This window comes from Natrinema altunense, assembly GCF_000731985.1.
In the GTDB taxonomy this organism is placed as follows: Archaea; Halobacteriota; Halobacteria; order Halobacteriales; family Natrialbaceae; genus Natrinema; species Natrinema altunense.
Genome location: NZ_JNCS01000001.1, coordinates 32,810 through 55,680 on the forward strand (window position 1 = coordinate 32,810; position 22,871 = coordinate 55,680).

The following is a 22,871-nucleotide window of genomic DNA, read 5'->3' on the forward strand; positions in this document are numbered from 1 at the left end:
GCGCTCGTGTTTGCGTTGGCTGCGAAAAATACGGTTCGGAGACCGAACTGTGCCGATCGGTGCGTCGCGGCCGTCAGTGCTGGTGTCCAGTCGCTTCGCCGAAGGTGACGCCGAACCGTTCCTCGAAGAGATCCATCACGCGGGCCTCCTGGGCCTCGAGGTCCTCATCGGCGTCCTCCCCGTGGTGGACGATGTGGTGGGCGCGGCTGGCGAAGGACAACAGCATGACGTCGCCGACGGTTTCGGCGTCACTCTGGTCGCCCTCGGCCACGAGGTCGACGAGACCGGACGGGACCGTGATTTCGTCGGTTGCGCCGTCGTCGGAACTGATCGAGAACGTCGTCGTCTGAACGTCGTCGCTCATATAGTGACGGTCGGGAACCGCCCGTAAAGATGCTGTGGCTTGCACCCGAGAGCCGATCGTGACCGTCCCGGCGCGGGACGGACGCGCCGTGGTCTTTTTGCACCTCGGCGTCGGACCTCCGACTATGCCATCCGTCGAACTCGAGGAGGAGACGATCGACCGACTGGAGGCACTGCGCGTCGACGACGAGTCATACGACGAACTCGTCAACGAACTCATCAACATCTACGAAACGAGCGAATACACGCTCTTTCACGCCGGCGACTGACGGTGGTACCAACGTCGCGAGCGGGACCGTTCGGAACGACTGTGCAGGGACGCCAGTCTGCTTACTGGCTGTCGGCGACCTGCTGCCGGATCGTCTCCCACTTCCCCTTGGACTCGAGGTGTGACTGGAGTTGTGCCGCGTACTCCTGGGTGAGTCGTTCGGCCGCCTTCCGTTGGTCGGCTTCCGAGGACCCGCTGTCGCCCCCGACGCCGAGCGCGCCCATGATCGAGTCGAAGACGCCCCCGCTCGACGAACTCGACCCTTCGTCGGCTCGCCCGCCGGCCATCGCTCCCATCCCGGCCTGGACGTTGTCGAGTTCGGGGATGACACCGTCGAGCTTGTCCGTGTTAGCGACGATCCGCGCTCGATCGGGATCGTCGGAGTGTTGGATCTCGAACTCCGTGGCGGTCATGATCAGACTCCACTGCTGGTTGGAAAACTGCGACGCCTCGATCTGCGTCGAGAACTCCTGATCGACGGCCATGCGTTCGCCGACGATCCGGTCCGTCCACGGGTTGTCGCTCATGGCCCCCCGTTGGGTCGGCGGCTGTATCAGCGTTTTCCCTCCCGCCGCGTGCTACGATCCCACGGCGTGAGGACGGCGAATCGGTCCTCGTGCGAGCTATCGTCTCGAGTGAGGGTCACGGACGCCGCGATAACGTTAATGTATGCCTTTGTCGTATGGTATTATGTATCGCAATGTACGACTGCATTCTCGTCCCGACCGACGGCTCGCGCGAGGTCGAACGCGCACTCGAGTACGCCGTCGAGTTCGCGCGTACGCACGACGCGACGATTCGAGCGCTGTACGTCGTCAACGCGGCCGGCTACGGCGGGCTTCCCATGGAGACCGCACTCGGGGGCGTCAGCGACGCGCTTCACGAGGAGGGGCGGGCGGCAGTCGGTCGGATCGAGGAACTCGCGCCGGCGGCTGTCACGGTCGAAACGACGGTGCTCGAGGGGGCTCCGAGTCGAGTCATCATCGAGGAGGCCGACTCCGCGGAGTGCGATCTGATCGTGATGGGGACCCACGGTCGCGGTGGGATCGATCGACTGTTGCTCGGCAGCGTCACGGAACGGGTCGTCCGTCGGGCGTCGGTCCCGGTGTTGACGGTCCAAGTCGATCCCGACGATATCGACGACCGATCCGAAGAGCCGTGGCTCACCGCCGAGTAACCGTTCTCGCAGATTTGAACGCGGGACGTCGAGTCACTTCGAACGGCAACACGTTCGCGGCGTTTACAGCGCTTCCGGAAGGAACGGTGACACGTCGTCGTGGACGAACTCGACGTAGTCGTCGTTCAGCCGCCTGCAGAACAGTCGGAGTTCGCCGTCCGCCCGGATTTGCTCGAGTTTCGTCTGTCCGGATCCGAGGTCGTAGTAGGCGGGGACGAGGACGGCCGTCTCCTCTTCCGGTGCCTGCTCGACGACGAGCAGGTAGAGCATCCCGCCGTGCTCGGCTCGAAACACGTCGACGGCGGTGAACGTACAATCGTCCGTCAGCGCCTCGAGGTCCTCGTACTCGGGTCCCGGCAAGACCACGTCGAGGCCCGTTCGCGTCTCGGCGTCCACGAGGACGGAATCCCCCGGGTGGAGCTCGAGGGCCGTCCAACCGCGGTCGCGGTACTCGTCGGCGATTGCCCTCATATCCTCGATAACGGACTGCCAGCCGGACTGGGCCTGGACGGTCTCAGAGGTATCGTCCGCCGGATGCTCGCTCATGTCTGGACCGCGTGCATCACGGGGGATAAGCGTTCCCAAGTCCCGCAAGCTATTTGATGACTGCCAAGAGAACTGCTGTCAGTGACCGATCTCCTATCCCTCTCCGGACTTCGCACGCAGTTCGACACCAAACGCGGGGCAGTAAAAGCCGTCAACGGCATCGACCTCACCATCGAGGAGGGAGAAACCGTCGGCCTCGTGGGCGAGTCCGGCTCCGGCAAGAGCGTGACCGCACTCTCAGCAATGGACCTCGTCGACGACCCCGGCGACGTCGTGGCCGGACGCGTGACCTTCCGGGACGCGACACTCGCCGCGGACATCGCCGCCGAGTTCGACGATGCAGTCGTCCCGTACCCCTTCGAACTCGTGGACGCAGTCCGAACGGTCGTCGCGGACCTCCGCGTCGGCGACGGGAGCGATTCGGCGTCGTCGGAGCTGCGTGGCATGGCCGCCGACCTCTCCGACCACGACGATCCCGCGGCGCTCGTAGCTGCCCTTCGGGACGCTGCCGACCGACTCGATGACCGGGCGACGCCGTCCGAGGTCGCGGACGCCCTCGCCGACGCCGTCGATGACGCCGACGACGGGTTCGTCTATCTGGACGCGGCGGCACGCGAGCAACTCGATCGCGGTGCGGACGTGGAGACGATCACGGTCGAAGAGGGCGTCGTCGACCTGACGGACGCACCCGAGGAGGCGATGCGGAAGGTCCGCGGGAGCGAGATGGGCATGATCTTCCAGGACCCGATGACCTCGCTGAACCCCGCGGTGACCGTCGGCGAACAGGTCGCCGAGTCCCTGCGACTCCACCAGTACGGTGAACGGAAACGGGACACGTGGCTGAACGCCATCCGGGAAATCCTCCCGAAAATCGGCGGCAAAGAACACGACGAGGAAGTCATGGCCGACGTCGTCGAGATTCTCACGGAGGTGGGCATTCCGGAGGCGACGACGCGTCTCGAGGAGTACCCCCACGAGTTCTCCGGCGGCATGCGCCAGCGCGTCCTCATCGCGATCGCGCTCGCGTGTCAGCCGAGCCTCCTCATCGCCGACGAGCCGACGACCGCCCTCGACGTGACGATTCAGGCGCAGATCCTCGACCTCATCGACGACCTGCAGGCGGAGTTCGGCATGTCGGTGCTGATGATCACTCACGACCTCGGCGTCGTCGCGGAGACCTGCGATCGGGTCGCCGTGATGTACGCCGGCGAAATCGTCGAGGAAGGTCCCGTCGAGGAGATTTTCAATAACCCGAGCCACCCGTATACGTACACGCTTCTCGAGTCCATCCCGACGGAGGAGAAAGACCGGCTGACCCCCATCGAGGGCAACGTTCCCGACCTCATCGACATGCCCGAGGGCTGCCATTTCGCGGATCGGTGTCCGTGGGCCCAGCCCGGGTGTCGCAACGGCGACATCCCGTTCCTCCAGCACGGTCCCGACGACGTCGACCACCGGTCGAAGTGCGTCCTCGAGGAGTTCGACGAGAGCGAGTACGGCACGGACGGCGTGACATCAACGACCGACTCCGACATCGGCGAGCCGATCGTCGAACTCCGGGAGATGCGGAAATACTACCAACAGGAGGACGGACTCCTCGATCGGTTCGTCGGCGAGCAGCCGAGCGTCAAGGCCGTCGACGGCGTGAGTTTGGACGTGTACGAGGGCGAGACCCTCGGGTTGGTCGGCGAGTCCGGCTGTGGAAAGTCGACTGCGGGGCGAGCCATCCTGCATCTCAACCCGCCGACGGACGGCACGGTCGTCTACGCCGGTGAAGAGCTTGGAGACCTCTCGAAGTCGGAGCTCCGGGAGAAGCGCAAGGACATGCAGATGGTGTTCCAGGACCCGATGTCGAGTCTCGATCCGCGGATGACGGTCGGGCAGACTATCATGGAGCCGCTGAAGATCCACGGCCTCCCGGAGACCGATCCCGACGTGGAGACGCGCGCCGCTGTCTCGACGACGGGCATCTCGGCAGCTGCGGTATCCGTCGACGTCGCGGACAACGTGGACGCGTTACTCGGGAGTACCGACGGGGAAACCGTCGTCCCCGTGGCGGTCGCTGTCGAAAACGGCGACGTTACCGTGGACGTCGAGGGGACGCTCGACGTGACGACGGACGTGACGCGCGAGGACGGCCGCATCACGAGCGTTCAGGTGGACGTGTCCGCAGGCGACTCAAAGCGTACGCTCCGCCGGCGTCGCGTCCTCGAACTTCTCGAGGAGGTCGGCCTCGACACGAGTCAGTACGGCCGCTACCCCCACGAACTCTCGGGCGGACAGCGCCAGCGCGTCGGCATCGCTCGCGCCCTCGCGGTGGATCCGGACTTCATCGTCGCCGACGAGCCTGTCTCGGCCCTCGACGTATCCGTACAGGCACAGATCATCAACCTCATGGAGGACCTCCAGGAGGAGTTCGGGTTGACCTACCTGTTTATCGCACACGACCTCTCCGTCGTCCGCCACATCTCCGACCGGGTGGCAGTGATGTATCTCGGTGAGGTCGTCGAAATCGCGACGACCGACGAACTGTTCGCGAACCCGAAACACCCGTACACGAACGCGTTGCTCTCGGCGATACCCGAGCCTGACCCGCTGGCGGAGACCGACGACAGAACCATCCTCTCGGGTGACGTTCCCTCGCCCATCGACCCGCCGTCGGGCTGTCACTTCCGGACGCGGTGTCCGGCGATCATCCCACCGGAGGATCTGGACATCGAGCAGGAGCGCTACCGCGAGGTCATGTTCTATCGACAGCGCGTGGAATCCCGCGACATCGATCTCGAGGCCGCCCGGGAGGAGGTCATCGCCGAGGCGGAAACGCCCCGCGCCGTCGCGGACGGTGGCAGTGACCTCGCCGCCGCGCTCGACGCGCAGTTCTTCGATGGACCGCTGTCGGGTCGTGCCCGCGAGGCGATCGACGAGTCCTACCGACACCTCGACGATGGCGACTGGGCGGCCGCCGAGGCCGTCCTCGCGGACGCGTTCGAGAGCGTCTGTGAGCGGAGCGACCCCTCGCTCGGTGACGGCGAGCATCCGGCCGCCTGTCATCTCAGTCCCGACGCCGAGTAGCGAGGGCCACCGCCTCACCGCCGGACGGCGCGACCGCGAGTGACCGTCCTGGCGACGCCGATTCGATATCTGCGCCCGAAAACGCACATGTTTTTCATTATATTTAGTTAAAATAACGTCTCAGCCGCACCGATTGTGTCGTTGGGTGTGGTTTTCACTATCTTGATCGATAGCATTATATATGTAGATACAAGCACTACGCTTATGCCAGGTGATAACAACCAGGTCTCTCGGCGTCGTTTCATGAAGTCCGCCGGGAGCGCCACGGTCGTCGCGACGGCTGCGAGTTCCGTTTCCGGCTGTCTCGGCGGCAATGGCAGTGGCGGTGGGACGCTTCGATACGGTCGCAGTTCACACTCGGAAACCCTCGACCCGCAGGACACGACCAGCGGCGAGGTGTCGAAGGTCACGAACCAGATTTACGACGGGCTCATCGACTTTGAGCCCGGCGAGGCAGCGATTACGCAGAGCCTCGCGGTCGACTGGTCGATGGAGGGGACGGACGTCACGCTCGAACTGCGTGAGGACGCCCAGTTCGACGACGGGACCGACTTCACCGCCGACGACTTCATCGCGACGTACCGGCGGTTCGTTGACGAGGAGTACGAGTACCACGTCGGGGACCTGTCCTCGTACGGGCCGTTCACGCTCGGAAACTGGATCGACTCCGTCGAGGCCGACGGCGACTATACGCTGAACATCACGCTTACCGACCCGTACGCGCCGTTCCTGCGTAACCTCGCGATGTTCGCCGCCGTCGTTCTCCCGAAGGACGCCATCGAGGGCGATTTCGACTTCGCTACGGACGCCAACGGTACCGGCCCGTTCCAACTCGACAAACTCGACAACTCGGACGGCCGAATCAAACTCACTCCCAACGACAACTACTGGGGCGACGGGCCGAACGTGGATCAACTCCTGTTCATCGAACGCGGACAGAACTCCACGCGAACGCAGGCCCTTACTGAAGGTGAACTCGAGATCATCGACAATCTCGGGCCGAACAACATCGGACAGGTCGAAGACTCCGATGCCGCCGAAGTCCAGTCTGGTGAAGGCATCAACGTCGGGTACATGTCGTTCAACCAGTCCCGCATGGAAGCGTTCCGTGACCCGCGGGTCCGCCGGGCCATCAGTTACGCCATCAATACCGAAGCCATCGTCTCCCAGGTATACTCCGGGATCGCCGAACAGGCCGACCAGCCGTGTCCGCCGGCGCTTTTCGGCCACAACGACGACCTCAGCCCGTATCCCCACGATACCGAGAAGGCACAGTCGCTCCTGGAGGACGCCGGTTACGGTGACGGCTTCTCCTTCAAGCTGACGACCTTCCAGAACGCCCGCGGCTACAACCCGGCACCGATGTCGACGGCGGAGTCGATCCGGACGGACCTCAGGGAGATCGGTATCGAGGTCTCCATCGACGATCGCCAGTTCTCGGACTACCTTACCTACACCTCCGAAGGGAAACACGACGCGTCGCTGGCCGGTTGGTACACGGACAACGCCGACCCGGACAACTTCTACTACGTCCTTCTCCACCCGCAAGTCGAGTCCCCCGAAGGACAGGACTGGGTGGACTGGGACACGGAGGGGTACAACACGTCCAACCGAACCGCGTGGGCGAACCAGAAGTTCATGGACCTCATCGAGGAGGCCCAGCAGACGTCGGCCAAAGACGAGCGCGCCGACCTCTACCACGATGCCGCCCAACTCGCCTACGACGAAGCACCGTGGGTATACATCGACTACGCCGACGAGATTCGCGGCGTCCGCAACACCGTCAATAACTATCAGGTGTCGGCCATCGGCGGCCCGCACCTCCATCTCGTCGACGTCGAGTAACGCGGTTGTTGACAGGAAACATTTTAAACATTCACACACATCCCTCCGCATAATGGTATCAAAGCGGTTCATCGCCAAACGACTGCTGTTGCTCGGTCCGGTGCTGTTCGGAGTGGCGACAGTAGTCTTCGCTATCCTCCATCTCTCGCCCGGAGACCCCGCGATCGCGATCGCGGGCGAACGCGCGAGCCAGGAGTTCGTTGAACAGGTCCGTTCGGATCTCGGACTCACCGATCCGCTCTGGGAGCAGTACGTCCGTTTCCTCGGGAATACTGCGACGCTCGACTTCGGAGAGTCCTACCAGATCCGACGCGGGGCCGCCGTCGGCGATATCCTCGCCGATCGGCTCCCGATCACGATCGAACTTGCCGTTCTCGGGCAGATAGCGGGGCTCCTGTTCGGGCTCCCGCTCGGAATCCTGAGCGCCGTCAAGAAAGACACGCTGACCGACCACTTCTCTCGAGTCGGTGCACTCACGGGAATCAGCGTCCCGATCTACTGGAGCGGCCCGCTCCTCATCCTGCTGTTCGCGCAGGTCCTGGGTATTCTCCCGACGAGCGGCCGTATCGGATCCACCTATTTCATCGACTCGAAGACGGGGTTCATCTTGATCGACACCCTGCTCGCCGGCAACCTCGCGGCGTTCCAGTCCGCGGCCCTGCATTTGGTCATGCCCGTTATCGTCCTCGGCGTGTACTCGATGGCGTTTATCTCTCGGATGATGCGCTCGTCGATGCTGGAAGTCGTTCGGCAGGACTACATGCGGACGGCCCGCGCGAAAGGGCAAGGCGCGAAGACGACCGTCATGAAACACGGGCTCCGGAACGCGTTCATCCCCGTCATCACCATCATCGGTATCCAGTTCGGGTCGATGCTCGGCGGGTCCGTGCTGACCGAAACCGTCTTCGAGATCAACGGGATCGGGACGCTGCTCGTGGAGGCCATCAACAAGAGCGACTACCCGGTGGTACAAGCGACCGTCCTCGTGTTCGCGTTCATGTACACGATCGTGAACCTCTTCGTCGACATCACCTACTCCGTCCTTGACCCACGGATCGATCAATGAGTACGAAAACCCACTCCTCCGACGTCGAACGCAGTATCGTCGATCGCATCCGCGCGAGTCCGTTCCTGACGGAACTGCTATCGAATCGCATCGCCGTCGCGGGTCTCAGCCTCATCGTCGGGCTGTTCGCCGTCGCCATCTACGCTCGACTCGTGTACGATCTCGACGCCATCGTCGCGACCAGTTTCAGCTCGAACCCGACGGAGGCAGCCCCGAGCGCCCAGTTCTGGTTCGGAACGGACGGACAGGCCCGCGACATCTTCCCGCGGGTCCTGTACGGCGCGTGGTACGCGCTGAAGTTCGGAACCGCGACCGTTCTCGCGTCGACGGTCCTGGGCATCACCGCCGGCATCGTCGCAGCGTACTACGGTGATCTCACGGACAACGTGATCATGCGGACGATGGACGTTCTCCTGTCGTTTCCGTCGCTGCTGCTGGCGCTCGCGCTCGTCACCATCTTCCCCGAGTCGCTGGGCCTGTGGCGTGCAGTCGCCGCGCTCACGCTCGTCTACACGCCGCGGTTCGCCCGCGTCGTCCGCGGCGCAGCGCTGAAAGTCCTCGAGGACGAGTACATCGAGGCGACGCGCGCGCTCGGTGCGACCGACCCGCGGCTGTTGATCCGTCACGTCCTGCCGAACTGTCTGGCCCCCATCACGGTCCAGTCGACGCTGAACTACGGGCTGGCCATCATCGATATCGCGGCGCTGTCGTTCCTCGGGTTCGGCGCGAACCCCGGCGACCCGTCGTGGGGGATGATGCTCGCCAACGGCGTCGAAAAGGGACTGTTCTCCGGCGCGTGGTGGTGGTCGTTCTTCCCCGGCCTGTTCCTCGCGCTTACCGTGCTCGGATTCAACCTCCTCGGCGACGGGATGCGGGATGCCTTAGATCCCCGCATGCGAGATGCCGTCGACTGATTCCGCCGTCCCCGTCTCGAGAAGTCGCGTCGAGCGCATCCGTCGGCTCGTCGTCGCCGCCGCTCGCTGGGTGGCGATCGGAGCCGCGCTCGGAGCGGCCATTTCGCTGGCGCTTCTGATCGTCTGGACGCCGCGAGCCGCGACCGATACGGCGTTCGCGCTGGGCGCGCTCGTGCTCGGGTTCGGCGTCATCGCGTGGTCGACCGCAGTCGGTCTCGGGCACACCATCGAGGGCATGAAAGCCCACCTCGACGTGAGCGCCGGCTGGACCGAAGCCAGCGCCCGGGAGGCGTTTTTCGTCGTGTCGTGGACGGGTGCGGGTTGGGTCGTCGCCGCGGCCGCCTGCTCGATTCTGCTCGGCGTGTGACCGCCGAGCGCGCCGCGCCGTCGAAAAGGGACGCCGTTCAGACGGGACGCAGGTGCTCGCAGTCGCCGGCCGGGATCGTCACTCGCTCGTCGTCGGTCTCGACCACGAGCGCCCCCGATTCCGTCACGTCGATCGCCTCCCCGACGATCTCGCCCGCGGGACGATCGACCCGCACACGCTGGCCGATCGTCAGCGCCAGCTCGCGCCACGCCGGCACGACCGCCTCGAGATCGCGCCGGTATCGATCGAACCCCTCGAGCAGGCGCTGGACGAAGCGTCTGCGGTCCACGTCGCCGGCCTCGGCGCGGACGCTGGTCGCACCCTCGGGCAGCGCGTCGGCGTCGAGGTTCGCGTTGACGCCGATCCCGGGAACGAGCCAGTCCACGCGATCCGTCTGGCCCTCCATCTCCGTGAGAATGCCCGCGAGCTTCCGGTAGTCGCCGTCGTCGCCGGCCGGGACGACCACGTCGTTGGGCCACTTGATCCGGGCGTCGACGCCCGCTTCGCGGGCGGCGGTCGCCGTCGCGACCGACGCTGCGAGCGTGTACAAGGGTGCCTGCGCGGGCGTGATCGCCGGCCGCGTCACGACGCTCACCCAGACGCCGCCCGCGGGCGCAGTCCACTCGCGGTCGAGACGACCGCGCCCGCCGGTCTGTTCGTTCGCGAGGACGGCGACGTCCGTCTCGCCCTCGCCGGCCAACTCCCGCGCTCGGTCGTTCGTATTCCCCACGGAGTCGTGGTACTCGATCGAAAACGGGGCCTCGAGTTCGAATTCGACCGCCGGAGCGTTGTACGCATCGACGGCGACGAGTTCGTAGCCGGTCGGTCCGCTCTCGATCTCGAAATCGGCCTCGCGCAGCCCCTCGATGTGTTTCCAGACGGCCGCCCGCGAGATCTCGAGCGACCCGGCCAGTTCGGGTCCGGACACCGGTCCGTCCGCGAGCGCTGCGATGACCGCCCGTCGTGTTTCGTTCATGACTTCGCACGGGACCCGCTCGTACTTCAATCGGCTGGATGAGCGATTCGTCAGCCGAGCCGCTCACAGCGACGTTCAGTCGCGACTCTCGCGCGTGACACACTCGCAAGGGACGTGCCGGCCGGCGGTCACCGTCCGGTCTTCGAAACGCACATCGGGAAGGGGAAAAACAGTACGCGAGACCCGGTCGGAGCCAGCCGGCGCTGAGAACCCGGCAGGGTGGTCCACACGATGCGGGGTAAGCGGTGGGCGCTCGAGTTCGAGAACCGTGTCTTTCGTCGAACCGCCTCGTTTAGACGCGGCGCACCACCCTGCTTCCGTGGCTCCGCTCGAGCACGATCGGGCTGTAACCCGCTTCTCCGACGGGATTAGTCGCGCAGTTCGTGCAGTTTCTCGCGGCCCGGCGCGATCAGTTCGTCGAGGTAGGTCGCGAGCGTCCCCTTCGCGTCGGCGGGGTGGAGTTCGCCCGACTCGAGGTCGGCGGCCAGGTCCTCGTAGTCCTCGTAGGTCAGATCGCCGCCGTACTTCTCGGGGCGCTCGACGACGATTTCGTCGAACCGCGGGAAGACGTGGTACTCGAACAGTTCGAGAACGGGGTTCTCGCGCTCGGTTCCGTCCTCGCTCGGCTCCGGGTCCCGCGTCGGCGGACAGTACGCCGAGTTGACCTTGTCCTCGAGGTCGTCGGTCGAGTCCTCCATCGAGATGGTGATCCCTTCGCTCGAGGACATCTTCCCCTCGCCGTCGGTGAGGTTGGCGACGATCGGGGTGTGGATCGCCGGGCGGACCTCGTAGTCGAGTTCGGGCAACTTCTCGCGGGCGAGCATGTGCACCTTCCGCTGGTCTAAGCCGCCGACCGCCAGATCGAGGTCGAGGTACTCGATATCCAACGTCTGCATCAGCGGGTAGACGAGATGGCTTACCTTCGCCGTCTCGTCGCCCTGGATCTCGGCCATCGCGCGCTGAGCGCGGTTCATCGTCGTTTCGCGCTCGAGGTGGTGGAGGTCGAGGGTGTAGTCGTCCTCGAGTTGGAACTCGGATCCGTAGACGAACTCCGTCAACTCTTCGTCGAGGCCGTAGGCGAGGAACTGGGCTTTCATCTGTTCGGCGGTCTCCCGGATGTCCTCGAAGGACCCCTTCTCGTTGAGGTAGGCGTGGACGTCCGCCAGGAGGATGACGACCTCCATGCCCGCCTCCTGCAGATCGATGAGTTTGTTCGCGGTGAGGAGGTGTCCCAGGTGCAGCACGCCGGAGGGCTCGTAGCCGACGTAGGCCCGCTTGCCCGCGGCGTCCGCCGCGAGGTCGCGGATTTCCTCGTCGGTGACGACCTCCTCGGCGTTTCGCGTCAATAACTCGTAGGCGTCCATGTGTGACAGCAACCGGAGGAGGAATTTATACCTCCTGAAAGGCGTTCGTCCGGCCGTCTCGTGCGTCGTCGTCTCGAGCGTTGACGGGATCTCAGTCCGTCCATGCACCGACGCCGGCACCGGTCGGGACGAACGCGCGGTCAGAGTTCGCCCGACCGAATCCGTTTTTCGGCCGCCTCGAGCGCGCGCTCCCGGTCGAAGTCCTCGACGATCGCCCGAAGCGTCGCCTCGTCGGCGTCCGCGAGATCGCGGGCGTGCTCGGTGATGGTCGGCACCGCACGGATGATGTTGTCGACGATCGGCACGTCCGCCACCTGCGGCGAGCGCGACAACGGGTTGAGGTCGATGACGATCTCCGTTTTCCCCATTTCGTCCAGCGCTTCGGCCCGGTCGCCGTCCTCGAGGGGAACGAGCACCACGTCGGCCGCGTAGATCCCGTCGGCGTCGACCTTCGACCGCTCGTGATCCAGGTTCGGGATTCGGGCGTCGGCCTCGAGCCCCTTCACGTCGTCCGCGCCGTGCTCGCGGAGGTGCTCGGCGATGGCTTCGATCCGGTCGGGCGTGCGGTTGAAGAGGTTGACCTCGAGGTCGGCATCGACGGCGTCGGCGAGGGCGGCCATCTCGCCGGGGACCAGCGCGGCGACGTTGCCGTTGATCGAGAGCACGGGTCGGTCGGCAAGCAGAAGTTGGGCGGCGGCGGCCCGTTCCGCTTCGTCGGCGCTCGGAATCGTCTCCTCGCCCAGCAAGTAGTCGAAGGCGCTGCCTCGGCCCTCGGCGTGCATCCCCTGGAGGTGCGTGATTCCCTTCTCGACGCCCGCCTCGATCCGGTGGCGGGTCAGCAGGTCCTGATATCTGGGATGATCTTCCGGAATCTCCTCCTCCGTCTCGACGTCGGCGGAGACGCTATCGTAGTCGCTCACAAGCGATTACTGGTGGTAGTCGATGAAAAACGACCCGATCGTTCGACGCGCGACCACCGGTCCGATCGACCGCTCGCGTGGGCCGGTGCCTGCGATGGCACGAAAGGCGGGAGGACCCGAGAAGCGTCGTCCCTCTACTTCAACACCGCACCGGCGGGATGCGTCGCACAGACCGACGGCTCGTATCCGGCGTCGGAGAGTCCCGTTCCGAGCGCGAAGACCGTCTCGCCGAGCATGGCCATCGACGCCTGTCCGCCCGCCTCCGAGACCTCGGCGATCGTCTCCGTCACCCGTTCGGTGAGCAGGCCGGCGTCGCGTGCGAACAGCCGCGAGGCGTACATGAACGACAGCAGCGTCGGCTCCTCGACGACGCGAGCGAGCGCCTCCTTCCCGGCAGCCGTCAGCTCCTCGGTGTCGCCCGAGAGAACGTCCGCCGTCGAGAGTTCGCCGAACGAGACGTACTCGACACGCGCCCGCGACGGAATCGCGTCGAGTTTGTTGTCCTGTGGACCGCCCGGCTCGAGGCGGATCGGAACGCCGCCCTGTGCCTGTGCGACCACGTCGCCGAGCCCCGTCCCGGCCTGTACCTCGGCACCGTGGGCGATCGTGACGAGTTCGTTCGCGGAGAGTTTGCGCTCGAAGACGCGGTTCGCCGCGAGTGCCGTCCCGAGCGCCATCGCTCCCGAAACGCCGAAGCCGGCCCCGATCGGAAGATCGGCGGCGGCCTCGACGCGGGCGCTCACATCGAGCGTCTCGAGAACGGTCGTCACCGGTTCGACCTCGGCTTCCGTCCCGTCGAGGACGACCGTCGATTCCGCCGCTGGTTCGACCGATACCTCCACACCGTCTGTGAGCGTCAGTCCCGCTCCCCGTGAGCCGGCTTTCGTCGGGTCCTCGTCCGGGTGAGCGCTGAAAAATCCCGTCACATGACCGGGGACGAACGCCGTCGCCTCCTCGCGCATTACGCCCCTCGTTTCGGCCCGAGCGATATAACGTTGAAGGTTCCCTCGCGATGCGTTCGGCCGTCCCAGATGGGGCTGGGTGCTGCCGTCAGGCTGAACGAATTGCATCGCTTACGATCCGCTTCGGGACGTCCCTCGCTCGAGTCCCCTTTTCAATGGACTCGATATAGAAGCGGAAAGCGCAATCGGAACGGGCCGGAAGAATGGGTCGTATCATGGCAGACAATGACAACACAGGCGAACGGGCGAGACGCGACTCGAGGACCGATCGACGAACCCTCCTGCGGGCCGCGGGCACGACGCTCGTCGGCGGCACAGGACTGGCTGCCACGGCGGGATCGGCGTCCGCACAGGTGGCCGTCCCCGAGGTGATCGAGGTCGACGACGGACTCTTCGGCTGGAGCGCCGACGGCAGTCTGCCCGTCACGGACGAACTGTTCGTCTTCATTCACGGCTGGTTCGGCGACAGCACCGTCTCGAGTCAGGCGTCGACCGTTCAGGACGCCCTCGAATCAGGCGGGTATACGCCGACCGAATCCGTCGCGATCGAGTGGCCCGCAACCAACTTCAACTACCTCGGCGCGGAGTCCGACACCGAGGACGTCGGCGCGGTCGTCGCCGACCTTATCGAGGACTTCGACGACGCCGGCGGCGGCAACGTCCGCCTCGTCGGTCATTCGCTCGGCGGCCGCTGTGTCTACTGGACGGCGACCAAACTCGGCAACGGTTCCGGAATCGGGACCGTCGCAGGACTGGGCACGGCCGCCGACGGGTCCGAAATCTGTGGCGAGCCGTGGAACTCCGGCCTCGACACCGCCTGCGAGGTCCGTAACTACCACTCGCAAAACGACTCGCTGGTCGGCTCGGCGTACGGCGGGATCGGTGATACCGCACTCGGGACGGAGGGGGCCGGCTGTTCCCCCGCCTCGAACTACAGCGATGTCGACGTGACCGGCAGCGTCGGCGGCCACCTCGAGTATCTGGGGGACGACGCGGTCGGTTCAGACCTCGCCGACGCGATCACCACCGGCGGCTGCGAGTAAGACGCTCGCGACCGTTCTTGGCGACCCCGCCGTCGCTTCGCCACGCCGGTCGCTCCGTCGATGGCGATGGACGTGACTGCGGGCGGTCACGCCTCGCCGACTCCCGGAGAGTGCCTTACGGGCTCAGCCGCTGGCGGTCTCGCGGGAAGAGGACGGCTTCTCGGATGTTGTCCAGTCCGAGGATCGTCATGATCAGGCGCTCGCCGCCGAGGCCGAAGCCGGCGTGGGGCGGCATGCCGTACTTGAACATCTTGGTGTAGTACTCGAACTGGTCGGGATCGAGGCCCTGCTGTTCGAAGCCCTCGATGAGCTTCTCGTGGCGGTGTTCGCGCTGGCCGCCCGACACCAGTTCCATGCGCGGGTGCATCAGGTCGAAGCCGGTCGAAAGCTCCGGATCGTCGTCGTGATCCTTGATGTAGAACGGCTTGATCTCGCTTGGCCAGTCCGTGATGAAGTAGTGGCCACCGACGTCCTGTCCGAGGGCCTCCTCGGCCGCTGTCGAGAGATCGTCGCCCCAGACGAGTTGGTCGTCGAGTTCGCCCGTCGCGTTGATGCGCTCGATGGCGTCCTCGTAGCTGATGCGCGGGAAGGCCTCGTCGGGCACGCCGAACTCGTCTTCGAGGCCAAGCGCCTCGAGTTCGTCGGCGCAGTTGTTCTCGACGGCCTCGTAGGCGGCGCGGACGACACCCTCGACGACGTCCATGGCATCGTTCTGGTCGCAGAACGCGCCCTCGAAGTCGATCGAGGTCGCTTCGTTGAGGTGCCGCGGCGTGTTGTGTTCCTCGGCGCGGAAGATCGGACCGATCTCGAAGACGCGCTCGACGTTCGAGCCGGCGATGAGTTGCTTGAACAGCTGGGGCGACTGGTTCATGAACGCTTCCTCGCCGAAGTAGGTGATCGGGAAGAGTTCGGTACCGCCCTCGGTCCCGGTCGCGACGATCTTCGGCGTGTTGATCTCCGTGCAGTCGAACGTGCGGAACTGCTCGCGAACCGCACGCAGGATCTCCGAGCGGATCTCGAAGACGGCCTGTACCTCGTCCTTGCGCAGGTCGAGGGTACGGTTGTCGAGTCGCGTCGAGAGGTCGGCGTCGACCTTCCCCGAGGGATCGAGCGGCAGTTCGGGGTCGGCGGGCGCGATGATCTCGACGGACTCGGGCGTGACTTCGACGCCCGTCGGCGCGCGCGGTTCCTCCTCGACCGCGCCGGAGACCTTGACGACGCTCTCGCGCGAAACGTCGAGTCCCGTCTCGACCAAGTCGTCGTCCATCTCGTCTTTCTCGAACTTGATCTGGATCTTGCCGGCGGTATCCCGGAGAATCAGGAACGCGATGCCCCCGAGATCGCGGATCTCGTGGACCCATCCGGCGACCGTCACGTCGTCGCCCGGCTCGGCGTCGGCAGTGTAGGTTCTATCCTGCATACCACCCGATTCACGCAGGCGGAACTTAAGCGCAGTCGTTCGCGCCGAGCGGCTCCCGCCGGTTCTCGCCGCGCGTGCGATCCGCGGTGTCCCGGCCGGCGACTCTCGACGGCGGCCCCTCGGCGGCGGGAAACCGTTTTGCCGAGCGGGCCGATTACCGGCGTATGGACGACCTCGAGCGACTCGCTGACGCGATCCGACGTGCAGACACGGCCGTCGCCTTCACCGGCGCCGGACTCTCGGCCCCCTCGGGCGTCCCGACCTTCCGCGGCGACGACGGCATCTGGGAGCGATTCGACGAGCGGCAGTTCGCCTCCGACCGGTTCCGGCGCGATCCCGCGGGGTTCTGGACGGATCGGGTCGCCCTCCACCGAGCGATGTTCGACGAGGAGTACGAGCCGAACGCGGGCCACGAAGCGCTGGCCGCGATGGGACGTGACGGAAATCTCGAGGCGATCCTCACCCAGAACACCGACGGGTTACACGGCGATGCCGTGGGAGCGGGCGGCGAGCGGACGAGCGACGGCGAACCCGACGCCGCGGGCGAGACCGAAACGACCGTCCTCGAACTCCACGGCAACTCGCGGCGGGTCCGCTGTACCGACTGCGGAAACCGCCGGGACGGCGATCCGATCGTCGAGCGCGCAGCCGCGGGCGAACTGCCGCCGACGTGCGAGTGTGGGGGCGTCTTCAAACCGGATGTCGTTCTCTTCGGTGACCGGCTTCCGGACGCCGTCCTTCGGCGGGCCCGATCGCTCGCTCGCGAGAGCGACGTGTTCCTCGCGATCGGATCCTCGCTCGTCGTCGAACCCGCGGCCTCGCTCCCGCGACTCGCCGCGTCGACCGGCGCGACGGTCGCCATCGTGAACCTCGAGCCGACGCCGTGTGACGGGATCGCCGAAACGGTGCTTCGCGAGGACGTGACGGCGGTGCTTCCGCGGCTGCGAGAGCTGACCGTAGCGTGAGGCCTACCGGGTCGGGTGCCTCGAGAATCGGTCGTCGATCGACGGCAGCGCCTCGAGAGTCGGCCCGAGGGCCAGCGCCGGCGACGACGCTTCGAACGCGGCGAGGAGGCTCATGCCCGTTCATGCGGCGCGAAACGACAAAACAGTCGAGGCCACTCTCACGTGTGCCGGCCGGTCGGGACCGATCGCCGATTACGCGTCGTTGGCCGCGTCGACGGTGTCCCGAACCGCTTCGATCCCCTCGTCGTGTGCGAGGTCCCCGACGACGACCACGTCGGCGTACTGGGCCATCGCGTACGCGGAGTCGTAGTCGTGGATCCCGCCACCGTAGAACAGCGTCGATTCGTCGGTCGCCTCGGCGGCGGCCTCGACGACGGCCTCGTCGCCGAGGGTGCCGGAGTACTCGACGTAGACGATCTCCTGGCCGAACATGTGCTCGGCGACCGTCGCGTACGCGCCGACGTCGTCGGCATCGAGGTCGCAGTTGGCCTCGGTCAACTCCGCGACGTCGGCCTCGGGGTTCATGACGATGTAGGCTTCCGTCGTCGTCCGATCCCAGTCGAGTTCGCCCTCGAGCCGAACCCACTCCTTGTGAGCCTCGGTGATCCAGAACGGCGAGCCGGCGTTGAAGACGGTCGGAATGAGATAGCCGTCCAGCGCGTCGTCCTCGAGAACGACCTCGGGGTTCGATGGTTCCTGATAGAGCGCGACATCGTGTTCGGCGCAGGCTTCGATGACCGCGCTCATGTTCTCCTCGGTGATGCCCATGGTCCCGCCGACTTCGATCGCATCGGTGCCGGTCGCACAGAGATCGCCGTAGGTCACGCCCTCGGGGAGCTCCTTGTCCGGGTCGATCTTGAGAATGTGGTTCCAGTCGTCCCAGGGGGTAGTCATACCGCGTCGTTTCCCGACAACCAGCAAAAGCGCTACGAAACGCCCCCGTCCCGCGGATCGCGCGTCGCGTCCGGCCACGCCTCGGCCCGCCGGCGGTCTCCACCCCGAACGGGAGCCCGCAGTGGTTGATTTCGGGTCTCGTCGAGCGGCGATTCCGCGGCCAGCACGCGACGGTACGTCCTCCGGCGCGGACCGGTGTCGGCGTCCCGTGGCGCGCCTACAGTTGCTCGGCGCTGACGGCCCGCATCGAGCTATCGTTCTCGACTTCCCAGATCCGGAGCACGAGGTGTGCCTTACAGTAGTACTCGGCGGTCTCGAGGCCGGTCCGTCCGTTCTCGAGGACGAGCTGGCACGTGCCCCCGTTCGAACACTCTGGTGAATGTTCACACATTTGAACTCGGTTCGTCTACTCGTCTCGGCGTCAAGGCTCTGTCGGTGAATGCGTTCGGCCCTCGCGGTCGGTTCGGGAGCCGGATCGCGGTTGGGCGGCGGCTCCCCGAATCGGTCGCTGACGGTTGCGATTGGGCCTTAGATCCCCTGACTCATCAGATGGCTCCGCAACACGTCGGCCTCCTTGTTGCCCGCGCCGGTGTTGACGATGACGACCGTCTCCGAGCCGTCGAACACGCCGCGCTCCGCGAGTTCCCACGCCCCGCTGGCGGCCGCCGCCGCGCTCGGGATCAGTTCGAGCCCTTCCGCCTGGGCCACCCGCGCAGCGGACTCGAGGATGTCCGGGTCCTCGGTCGCGACCGCGCCGCCGTCGGTCTCGTGGATCGCTGCGAGTACGCGCGGGCTCGCCGCCGGATCGGCGATCTCGAGTTCGCCACAGATCGTGTCGGGGTGGTCGACGGAGCGGTGTTCGTCGCGGTCCTCGTCGACCGCCTCGACGATCGGCGCACAGCCGGCCGCCTGCGCGGCGTAGAGTGCAGGGAGGTCGTCGGTGATTCCGAGGTCGCGGAACTCCCGTGCGGCTTTGGCGAGTCCGACGAGTCCGGTGCCGGCCCCCGTCGGGTACGCGATGACGTCGGGAACCGTCCACTCGAGTTGTTCGACGAGTTCGTAGAACAGCGTCTTCGCGCCCTCGTGACGATACGGCGTTTCGAACGACCGGAGCGAGTACCAGTCGTCGTGTTCCGCGATCCCGTCCACGAACGCGTCGACGGCATCGCCGTAGCGGCCGCCGACGACGTTCATGTCCCCGCCGTGGACGTTGACCATGGCCTTGTTGGTAAAGCCGGATCGCGAGGGGAGGTAGGCGTGGGTGTCGAGTCCCGCACGGGCCGCGTAGGCCGCGACGGCCTGACCGCCGTTGCCCGGCGAGGGAAGCGCGACGTCGCTTGCGCCGTGTTGGGCGGCAGCACTGACGGCCACTGACGCGCCGCGGTCGGCGACCGAACCCGTCGGGTTCCGACCCTCGTCTTTGATCAGCACGCGCTCGACGCCGAGTTCGGCGGCCAGGTCGGGGCAGTCGACCAGCGCCGTCGCTCCCTCGTTCGTCGTCACCGCCGACTCGCGGGCCACGGGGAGCAGTTCCGCGTAGCGCCACTGCGAGTCGAACGGTCGGTCGGCGAGCGTCTCGCGGTCGAGGTCGATCGCGTCGTAGTCGTAGCTCGGATCGAGCGCACCGCCACAGTCCGGACAGTGATGGGACGCGGCGGCGTCGACGGTCGCCCCGCAGTCGACACACTCGAGCCCGACGAAGGCGTCTGTCGGTTCCATACGCGACCCTTCGGGGCGTCGAACTAAGGGTTGTCCATCGGCAGCGCGACCCCGACGGGCGGGTATCGAGTGTCGGCATCGGGAGTAGCGGTCGCTACGCCGTGAGTCGAAAGCCCGACAGAATCGGACGGGAGAACGGAGAGATCAGTTGTCGCCGGCCTTCGACTGCCACTCGTAGCCGCGTCGTTTGGCGGACTTGCCGAAGCCACACGACGAGCACTCTTTCTTCTTCGTGTGGTACGATTTCTCACCGCAGCGACGACACTTCGTGTGGGTCGTCTTGTTCTTCTTTCCTTGGCTCGGGGTTCCTGCACCAGTCATGGAGTGATCGAAACGACGTTATCGCCGCGTATAATGGTTGTGTCTTCGGCCGGCGGCTCCTCCTCGACGTTGCCCTCGACGGGGATCGTCACGTCCTCGAGCACCAGATTCATGTGTTGGTCGTAGCCGGCGAGGTCGCCGACGTACTCGTCGCCACTCTTGAGTCGTACTGTCACGCGGTCGCCGAGTGACGCCTCGAGGACGTCCAGCGGTCGTCCACTCATACGCAACACCGCAGGTGACGGACACTTAATCGTACCGGTCCGGAGTCCGGGTTCGCCGGGGTAGTGCTGGTACCGCACACCGTGGCCGAGAGCGACACGGAACGGGACCGTCGTCCCGCGATTTTGCGGCCCGGAACGGCGAGGAGACCGGGACGAGGGTCCCGTCACCAGTTCGTACATCGCTCGCTAGCGGAGACCGATAGTAGCAGCCGAAACGATTGACACACTGATCGCAACGCTGTCGTGCGATCAGGTGTACACTGACTTTCAGTTGCTACTATAACCAAACGGCTAAGTGTACACTCGTTGAGCGTCCGCCCATGGGCGACAAGAAGTTCACCCTCGTAGAGTTGCACATCGACGGCGAGACGCAGTTCGGGCTGGGCTCGATCGGCAAGGCGCTGCCGATCAGCAGTATCGAACCGACGGCCGAGACGGATCACGACCTGGAGACCGAGACCGACGAGGAGACGGCCGACGAATCGGGCGGCACCGGCAAGAGCGCCGTCGGCGCGCTGGTCGCGCTCGTCGTCCTCGTCGGCATCGCTGCCGCCGCCAAGAAGTTCCGCGGCGGTGACGAGGAGCGGGAACTCGAGGCCGAGGAAGAGCCCGACGTCATCGTCAACTAACCGCCCGCCGGCGATCCGTTCGATCGCGGAGCGAGCCGAACGCTTTTGCGCGTCCTTCCCATACCGATACCCGTGAATCTCTATCGTAGCGCCCGGGCGGTCGCCGGGGCGTCCGGTGACGATGCGATCGACTGGCGGTCGGCCGCCGATGCCGCCAAGGCTGCGACGGACCCCGGCTCGCTCGACCTCGAGGCCGGGGAGCGCGAGGCCTACGCCCGCGATGTCCGAGACGCCCGAACGGCCGTGCGGACGGTCTCGGGCGTCGACTTCGACGTCCCCGAGACCGTCGAGATCCAGAACCGCCACCACTGGATCGACGCCAACGTCGCCACCTTCGAACGCGTCATGGGAACGCTCGAGACACACACCGGGACGTTCCCCGGCGTCGCCCGGACGATCAATACGGGAACGATGACCGTCTTGCTCTCCTTCCTCGGGCGGAACGTCCTCGGCCAGTACGATCCGCTCCTCCTGGCCGATGCCCCGACGGACGACCACGCGTTGTACTTCGTCCGCCCGAACATCCTCAACGCGGCCACCAAGCTCGACGTGGATGCGGACCGGTTCCGCCGCTGGATCGCCTTCCACGAGGTCACCCACGCCGCCGAGTTCGGGGCCGCGCCGTGGCTCTCCGACCACCTCGAGTCCCGAATGGAAGAGGGGATCGCGACGCTCTCGGAGGGCTCGTTCGACCGGGACGCCTTCCGGGACCTCGACGCCGCGATGACCGTCGTCGAGGGGTACGCCGAACTCCTGATGGATCACGCCTTCGACGACGAGTACGAGGATCTCCGGCGGAAACTCGACGAGCGCCGGCAGGGCCGGGGGCCGCTCCAGAAGCTGTTCCGTCGCCTGCTCGGCCTCGGGCTCAAGGAGCGTCAGTACGAACGCGGGAAGAACTTCTTCGAGCACGTCGTCGCCGTCCGCGACCTCGAGACGGCGAGCCTGGTCTGGGAGGGGCCCGAGAACCTCCCCAGTCACGACGAACTCGACGCGCCGGGGGCGTGGATTCGGCGCGTCGACCGCTGAACGACCTCGACACGTTCCGGATCCGATGTCCGTTTTGCCGCGAAGGCGGTCGCTCGTCCCTGAACCACTGATCGTCCTACCGCGGTCAGTCAGGTCGTAATCCGGAGCAGATACCAGAGCAACGCCCCGCCGGCGACGAGACCGCCGAGTATCGCCGCGCCGACCACCGGCAGGGCGGCGTCGCTCTGGAGGGCGACCAGGCCGCCGGAGAGCCCGACCAGCAGAACGAAACCGGCCTTGAGTTGGCTGGCCCCCGCAGTCGAACCGCTCGAGCGCGCGGCGTCGCGTCCCGGACCGCGATCCCGGCTCATAGCTCGCGGGGCGCGCTGACGTGCATCGCGACGAACTGCCAGGCGTTCGCACGCGGGTCGTCGGCCCCGTCCCGTTCCACCAGCGTTCCGCTCCAACGGCTGTCGAACCGGTGGCGGTCGCCGGTCGCCGTCTCCGTCCAGGCCATCGTCACCTCGTCGGCGAACGTCGCGAACCCGCCACGGTCGGTGACGGCGAGCCCCTGGCTTTCGACGACCCATTTCTCGGTCGTCTCGGTCTGTGCCTCGAGGGCCGCGGCGACGTCGTCACCGCCGAACAGGGACTCACTGATGCCGAACTTGACGGTCGAATCGGCGTCCGAAAAGTAGGGCGTAAGCGGGTCGCCGTCGCGGAGTGCGTCGTAGTAGTCGCGGACGACGGCCTCGGCGCTCGCGCTCGGTGGCATGGTTCACCCCTCGAAGCCCGCTCCCAAAGAGTCATCGGACGCAGGCGCAGGTGCCGAGTACGGTCGGGCGAC

The 22,871-nt window shown here is 66.0% G+C and carries 26 protein-coding genes; 11 read left to right on the top strand and 15 right to left on the bottom strand.

All coding sequences use genetic code 11. The features are described 5' to 3' along the window. Positions 1–73: 73 nt before the first annotated feature. On the bottom strand, positions 74–364 hold the full coding sequence (locus ALTAJ2_RS00170) for a DUF7545 family protein (RefSeq protein WP_006186062.1): 291 nt from the start codon (positions 362–364) through the stop codon (positions 74–76). A gap of 124 nt (positions 365–488) precedes the next feature. On the opposite strand from ALTAJ2_RS00170, the gene ALTAJ2_RS19510 reads away from it, so the two are divergent. Beyond that, complete coding sequence (locus ALTAJ2_RS19510; protein WP_007108892.1) at positions 489–632, top strand: DUF7557 family protein; 144 nt, start codon at positions 489–491, stop codon at positions 630–632. A 61-nt stretch (positions 633–693) separates the two neighbouring features. Here the strand turns inward: ALTAJ2_RS19510 and ALTAJ2_RS00175 are convergent, their stop codons facing one another. Further along, positions 694–1,158 (bottom strand): DUF5799 family protein, encoded by a 465-nt coding sequence (locus ALTAJ2_RS00175; RefSeq protein WP_007108891.1) that lies wholly within the window; start codon positions 1,156–1,158, stop codon positions 694–696. A gap of 173 nt (positions 1,159–1,331) precedes the next feature. Here ALTAJ2_RS00175 and ALTAJ2_RS00180 point away from each other — a divergent pair, with 173 nt between their 5' ends. Further along, positions 1,332–1,808, top strand: a complete 477-nt coding sequence (locus tag ALTAJ2_RS00180) for a universal stress protein (protein WP_007108890.1) — start codon at positions 1,332–1,334, stop codon at positions 1,806–1,808. A gap of 63 nt (positions 1,809–1,871) precedes the next feature. Here the strand turns inward: ALTAJ2_RS00180 and ALTAJ2_RS00185 are convergent, their stop codons facing one another. Continuing rightward, complete coding sequence (locus ALTAJ2_RS00185) at positions 1,872–2,354, bottom strand: DUF7529 family protein (protein ID WP_007108889.1); 483 nt, start codon at positions 2,352–2,354, stop codon at positions 1,872–1,874. A gap of 81 nt (positions 2,355–2,435) precedes the next feature. Here ALTAJ2_RS00185 and ALTAJ2_RS20200 point away from each other — a divergent pair, with 81 nt between their 5' ends. From ALTAJ2_RS20200 to ALTAJ2_RS00210, 5 genes are all read left to right on the top strand, one after another. Then, complete coding sequence (locus tag ALTAJ2_RS20200) at positions 2,436–5,426, top strand: dipeptide ABC transporter ATP-binding protein (RefSeq protein ID WP_007108888.1); 2,991 nt, start codon at positions 2,436–2,438, stop codon at positions 5,424–5,426. 204 nt (positions 5,427–5,630) lie between these two features. Next, entirely contained in the window at positions 5,631–7,271 is a 1,641-nt protein-coding gene (locus ALTAJ2_RS00195) for an ABC transporter substrate-binding protein (RefSeq protein ID WP_168713795.1), read from the top strand. 52 nt (positions 7,272–7,323) lie between these two features. After that, the gene (locus ALTAJ2_RS00200; protein WP_007108886.1) at positions 7,324–8,337 is read left to right on the top strand and encodes an ABC transporter permease; all 1,014 of its coding nucleotides are present in this window, start codon (positions 7,324–7,326) and stop codon (positions 8,335–8,337) included. Further along, complete coding sequence (locus ALTAJ2_RS00205) at positions 8,334–9,251, top strand: ABC transporter permease (protein WP_007108885.1); 918 nt, start codon at positions 8,334–8,336, stop codon at positions 9,249–9,251. The genes ALTAJ2_RS00200 and ALTAJ2_RS00205 overlap by 4 nt, the downstream gene beginning before the upstream one ends. Then, the gene (locus ALTAJ2_RS00210) at positions 9,238–9,618 is read left to right on the top strand and encodes a DUF7268 family protein (protein WP_007108884.1); all 381 of its coding nucleotides are present in this window, start codon (positions 9,238–9,240) and stop codon (positions 9,616–9,618) included. The genes ALTAJ2_RS00205 and ALTAJ2_RS00210 overlap by 14 nt, the downstream gene beginning before the upstream one ends. A gap of 37 nt (positions 9,619–9,655) precedes the next feature. Here ALTAJ2_RS00210 and ALTAJ2_RS00215 read toward each other — a convergent pair whose 3' ends face one another. The 4 genes from ALTAJ2_RS00215 to ALTAJ2_RS00230 form a co-directional block, all read right to left on the bottom strand. Next, on the bottom strand, positions 9,656–10,594 hold the full coding sequence (locus tag ALTAJ2_RS00215; protein WP_007108883.1) for a biotin--[acetyl-CoA-carboxylase] ligase: 939 nt from the start codon (positions 10,592–10,594) through the stop codon (positions 9,656–9,658). A 368-nt stretch (positions 10,595–10,962) separates the two neighbouring features. Further along, the gene (locus ALTAJ2_RS00220; protein WP_007108882.1) at positions 10,963–11,958 is read right to left on the bottom strand and encodes a tyrosine--tRNA ligase; all 996 of its coding nucleotides are present in this window, start codon (positions 11,956–11,958) and stop codon (positions 10,963–10,965) included. A gap of 140 nt (positions 11,959–12,098) precedes the next feature. Next, positions 12,099–12,878 carry a 4-phosphopantoate--beta-alanine ligase gene (locus tag ALTAJ2_RS00225; RefSeq protein ID WP_007108881.1) on the bottom strand — a complete coding sequence of 260 codons (780 nt, stop codon included), beginning with the start codon at positions 12,876–12,878 and terminating at the stop codon, positions 12,099–12,101. A gap of 134 nt (positions 12,879–13,012) precedes the next feature. Next, complete coding sequence (locus ALTAJ2_RS00230; protein ID WP_007108880.1) at positions 13,013–13,840, bottom strand: pantoate kinase; 828 nt, start codon at positions 13,838–13,840, stop codon at positions 13,013–13,015. Positions 13,841–14,043: 203 nt separating this feature from the next. Between ALTAJ2_RS00230 and ALTAJ2_RS00235 the strand changes: the two genes are divergently transcribed. Then, positions 14,044–14,883, top strand: a complete 840-nt coding sequence (locus ALTAJ2_RS00235; RefSeq protein WP_007108879.1) for an esterase/lipase family protein — start codon at positions 14,044–14,046, stop codon at positions 14,881–14,883. A gap of 115 nt (positions 14,884–14,998) precedes the next feature. Here ALTAJ2_RS00235 and aspS read toward each other — a convergent pair whose 3' ends face one another. Next, positions 14,999–16,303 carry an aspartate--tRNA(Asn) ligase gene (gene aspS / locus ALTAJ2_RS00240; RefSeq protein ID WP_007108878.1) on the bottom strand — a complete coding sequence of 435 codons (1,305 nt, stop codon included), beginning with the start codon at positions 16,301–16,303 and terminating at the stop codon, positions 14,999–15,001. A 164-nt stretch (positions 16,304–16,467) separates the two neighbouring features. Between aspS and ALTAJ2_RS00245 the strand changes: the two genes are divergently transcribed. Then, on the top strand, positions 16,468–17,268 hold the full coding sequence (locus tag ALTAJ2_RS00245; RefSeq protein ID WP_007108877.1) for an SIR2 family NAD-dependent protein deacylase: 801 nt from the start codon (positions 16,468–16,470) through the stop codon (positions 17,266–17,268). 192 nt (positions 17,269–17,460) lie between these two features. Here the strand turns inward: ALTAJ2_RS00245 and ALTAJ2_RS00250 are convergent, their stop codons facing one another. From ALTAJ2_RS00250 to ALTAJ2_RS00265, 5 genes are all read right to left on the bottom strand, one after another. Then, a complete protein-coding gene (locus ALTAJ2_RS00250) occupies positions 17,461–18,162 on the bottom strand; it encodes a phosphoglycerol geranylgeranyltransferase (protein WP_007108875.1) in 702 nt (233 codons plus the stop codon). A 217-nt stretch (positions 18,163–18,379) separates the two neighbouring features. After that, positions 18,380–18,553 (bottom strand): hypothetical protein, encoded by a 174-nt coding sequence (locus tag ALTAJ2_RS19515; protein ID WP_007108874.1) that lies wholly within the window; start codon positions 18,551–18,553, stop codon positions 18,380–18,382. A 137-nt stretch (positions 18,554–18,690) separates the two neighbouring features. Further along, positions 18,691–19,881: a threonine synthase gene (locus tag ALTAJ2_RS00255; RefSeq protein WP_007108873.1), complete on the bottom strand. Its 1,191-nt coding sequence runs from the start codon at positions 19,879–19,881 to the stop codon at positions 18,691–18,693. Between the two features lie 144 nt (positions 19,882–20,025). Beyond that, positions 20,026–20,202, bottom strand: coding sequence for a 50S ribosomal protein L37e (locus tag ALTAJ2_RS00260; protein ID WP_007108872.1), 177 nt, complete (start codon positions 20,200–20,202; stop codon positions 20,026–20,028). Further along, the gene (locus ALTAJ2_RS00265) at positions 20,199–20,426 is read right to left on the bottom strand and encodes an LSM domain-containing protein (protein WP_006186040.1); all 228 of its coding nucleotides are present in this window, start codon (positions 20,424–20,426) and stop codon (positions 20,199–20,201) included. Before ALTAJ2_RS00265 ends, ALTAJ2_RS00260 begins: the two co-directional genes overlap by 4 nt. Before the next feature lie 320 nt (positions 20,427–20,746). Here ALTAJ2_RS00265 and ALTAJ2_RS00270 point away from each other — a divergent pair, with 320 nt between their 5' ends. Next, positions 20,747–21,055 carry a hypothetical protein gene (locus ALTAJ2_RS00270; protein ID WP_007108871.1) on the top strand — a complete coding sequence of 103 codons (309 nt, stop codon included), beginning with the start codon at positions 20,747–20,749 and terminating at the stop codon, positions 21,053–21,055. Positions 21,056–21,127: 72 nt separating this feature from the next. Beyond that, the gene (locus tag ALTAJ2_RS00275) at positions 21,128–22,084 is read left to right on the top strand and encodes a zinc-dependent metalloprotease (RefSeq protein WP_007108870.1); all 957 of its coding nucleotides are present in this window, start codon (positions 21,128–21,130) and stop codon (positions 22,082–22,084) included. 89 nt (positions 22,085–22,173) lie between these two features. Here the strand turns inward: ALTAJ2_RS00275 and ALTAJ2_RS00280 are convergent, their stop codons facing one another. Both ALTAJ2_RS00280 and ALTAJ2_RS00285 read right to left on the bottom strand, forming a co-directional pair. Further along, the gene (locus ALTAJ2_RS00280; protein ID WP_007108869.1) at positions 22,174–22,395 is read right to left on the bottom strand and encodes a hypothetical protein; all 222 of its coding nucleotides are present in this window, start codon (positions 22,393–22,395) and stop codon (positions 22,174–22,176) included. After that, entirely contained in the window at positions 22,392–22,799 is a 408-nt protein-coding gene (locus ALTAJ2_RS00285; protein WP_007108868.1) for a nuclear transport factor 2 family protein, read from the bottom strand. The genes ALTAJ2_RS00280 and ALTAJ2_RS00285 overlap by 4 nt, the downstream gene beginning before the upstream one ends. Positions 22,800–22,871: the final 72 nt, after the last annotated feature.